The 2500-nt window shown below is 51.6% G+C and carries 7 tRNA genes and 2 rRNA genes (1 of these 9 running past the window's edge); all 9 read right to left on the reverse strand.

Annotated elements, in window-relative coordinates:
- Positions 1 to 4: 4 nt before the first annotated feature.
- Positions 5 to 80: transfer RNA gene (locus BCV73_RS22620), tRNA-His, on the reverse strand.
- 8 nt (positions 81 to 88) lie between these two features.
- Positions 89 to 161, reverse strand: a tRNA-Thr gene (locus BCV73_RS22625).
- Between the two features lie 109 nt (positions 162 to 270).
- Positions 271 to 347 (reverse strand) — tRNA-Asp (locus tag BCV73_RS22630).
- A 33-nt stretch (positions 348 to 380) separates the two neighbouring features.
- A tRNA-Met gene (locus BCV73_RS22635) sits at positions 381 to 454 on the reverse strand.
- A gap of 66 nt (positions 455 to 520) precedes the next feature.
- Positions 521 to 596, reverse strand: a tRNA-Val gene (locus tag BCV73_RS22640).
- A 163-nt stretch (positions 597 to 759) separates the two neighbouring features.
- Positions 760 to 831 (reverse strand) — tRNA-Glu (locus BCV73_RS22645).
- 60 nt (positions 832 to 891) lie between these two features.
- Positions 892 to 967, reverse strand: a tRNA-Asn gene (locus BCV73_RS22650).
- Between the two features lie 78 nt (positions 968 to 1045).
- Positions 1046 to 1162: ribosomal RNA gene (rrf, locus tag BCV73_RS22655) — 5S ribosomal RNA — on the reverse strand.
- Between the two features lie 151 nt (positions 1163 to 1313).
- Positions 1314 to 2500 (reverse strand): 23S ribosomal RNA (locus tag BCV73_RS22660); it runs 1742 nt beyond the window's last position.

The following is a 2500-nucleotide window of genomic DNA, read 5'->3' on the forward strand; positions in this document are numbered from 1 at the left end:
TTAATGGGGCGATCGATGGGACTTGAACCCACGAATGCCGGAGCCACAATCCGGTGCGTTAACCCCTTCGCCACGACCGCCATAAACATGCCGGCGAGAGGACTTGAACCCCCAACCTACTGATTACAAGTCAGTTGCTCTACCAATTGAGCTACACCGGCGCATAAATATTTGAATAATTTCAAAGCGATAACCATCTATCGCGAAAGCAAATAACCATTTGGATTCCGACCCGATATTTCGGATTCTCATCCCTGAAGCAATTTAAAATGGCGGAACCGACGGGATTCGAACCCGCGATCTCCTGCGTGACAGGCAGGCATGTTAGGCCTCTACACCACGGTTCCACGGCCTTTGGGATCTCCATCTTAAGGAGATAATTGCGGGGGCAGGATTTGAACCTGCGACCTTCGGGTTATGAGCCCGACGAGCTACCGGACTGCTCCACCCCGCGTCATTAAAAAATATTTTGATATTGGGCCCTCGAAAAGTAATCGGTATAAACTTTTTTGAGGTATAGTGGTGGAGGCTGAGGGGATCGAACCCCCGACCCTCTGCTTGTAAGGCAGATGCTCTCCCAGCTGAGCTAAGCCTCCATATTCTTTTGAAACTTATAGGGGATTCCCATCCCAGATGTTAATAAGAAAGTGACCCGTATGGGATACTCTCACTTCGTTCGAGACTGCGATGCAGATGCTACCGAAGTCACGCTCCGACGAACCCTTTTTGGGATTCTCATCCCTGATGTTAATAAGAAAGTGACCCGTATGGGATTCGAACCCATGTTACCTCCGTGAAAGGGAGGTGTCTTAACCCCTTGACCAACGGGCCATATATATAAAGTCTAATTCTGTTTTCTGCAACAAAACATCCTTAGACGTTTTTTAAAAGTGGCTCCCCGAACAGGACTCGAACCTGTGACAACTCGATTAACAGTCGAGTGCTCTACCAACTGAGCTATCAGGGAACGTTGTTACAACCAACCAGTTTTGTCATATGTAGGTGACCATCAAGGCCAAAAAAAATACCACAAAAGTGGTTTTCCGCTTGGCAACGTCCTACTCTCCCAGGACCCTTCGGTCCAAGTACCATCGGCGCTGGAGGGCTTAACGGTCGTGTTCGGGATGGGTACGCGTGGAACCCCTCCGCTATCGCCACCAAACGGAGCATTGGTTAATCACCAAATGCATAATTCAGGTTTCAGCATCGCCAAATGCTGAAAGTCATGCACGCTTCTCTCACCCACTTGGAGTGAAATCAGCAATTTTGACTCCCTGAAAACTAGATACGAAACGAATCTGCGATTTATTTTATTGGATAAGCCCTCGACCGATTAGTATTGGTCAGCTCCATGCATTGCTGCACTTCCACCCCCAACCTATCTACCTCGTCGTCTACAAGGGGTCTTACATACTGGGAAATCTCATCTTGAGGGGGGCTTCACGCTTAGATGCTTTCAGCGCTTATCCCGTCCGTACGTAGCTACCCAGCCATGCTCCTGGCGGAACAACTGGTGCACCAGCGGTACGTCCATCCCGGTCCTCTCGTACTAAGGACAGCTCCTCTCAAATTTCCTACGCCCACGACAGATAGGGACCGAACTGTCTCACGACGTTCTGAACCCAGCTCGCGTACCGCTTTAATGGGCGAACAGCCCAACCCTTGGGACCTACTTCAGCCCCAGGATGCGATGAGCCGACATCGAGGTGCCAAACCTCCCCGTCGATGTGGACTCTTGGGGGAGATAAGCCTGTTATCCCCAGGGTAGCTTTTATCCGTTGAGCGATGGCCCTTCCATGCGGTACCACCGGATCACTAAGCCCGACTTTCGTCCCTGCTCGACTTGTAGGTCTCGCAGTCAAGCTCCCTTCTGCCTTTGCACTCTTCGAATGATTTCCAACCATTCTGAGGGAACCTTGGGGCGCCTCCGTTACTCTTTAGGAGGCGACCGCCCCAGTCAAACTGCCCACCTGACACTGTCCCCATACCGGATTACGGTACCAGGTTAGAACCTAGATACGATCAGGGTGGTATCCCAACGGCGCCTCCACCCAAGCTGGCGCTCAGGTTTCAAAGGCTCCCACCTATCCTGTACAGATCGTACCCAAATCCAATATCAAGCTGCAGTAAAGCTCCATGGGGTCTTTCCGTCTTGTCGCGGGTAACCTGCATCTTCACAGGTATTAAAATTTCACCGGATCTCTCGTTGAGACAGCGCCCAAGTCGTTACGCCATTCGTGCGGGTCAGAATTTACCTGACAAGGAATTTCGCTACCTTAGGACCGTTATAGTTACGGCCGCCGTTTACTGGGGCTTCGGTTCACAGCTTCGGGATTACTCCCTAACCGCTCCCCTTAACCTTCCAGCACCGGGCAGGCGTCAGCCCGTATACTTCGCCTTGCGGCTTCGCACAGACCTGTGTTTTTGCTAAACAGTCGCTTGGGCCTTTTCACTGCGGCCCCCTCGTGCTATTCACACTACCGGGGCACCCCTTCTCCCG

The sequence above is a fragment of the Paenibacillus sp. SSG-1 genome (assembly GCF_002224835.1).
Lineage (GTDB): Bacteria > Bacillota > Bacilli > Paenibacillales > Paenibacillaceae > Paenibacillus_AQ > Paenibacillus_AQ favisporus.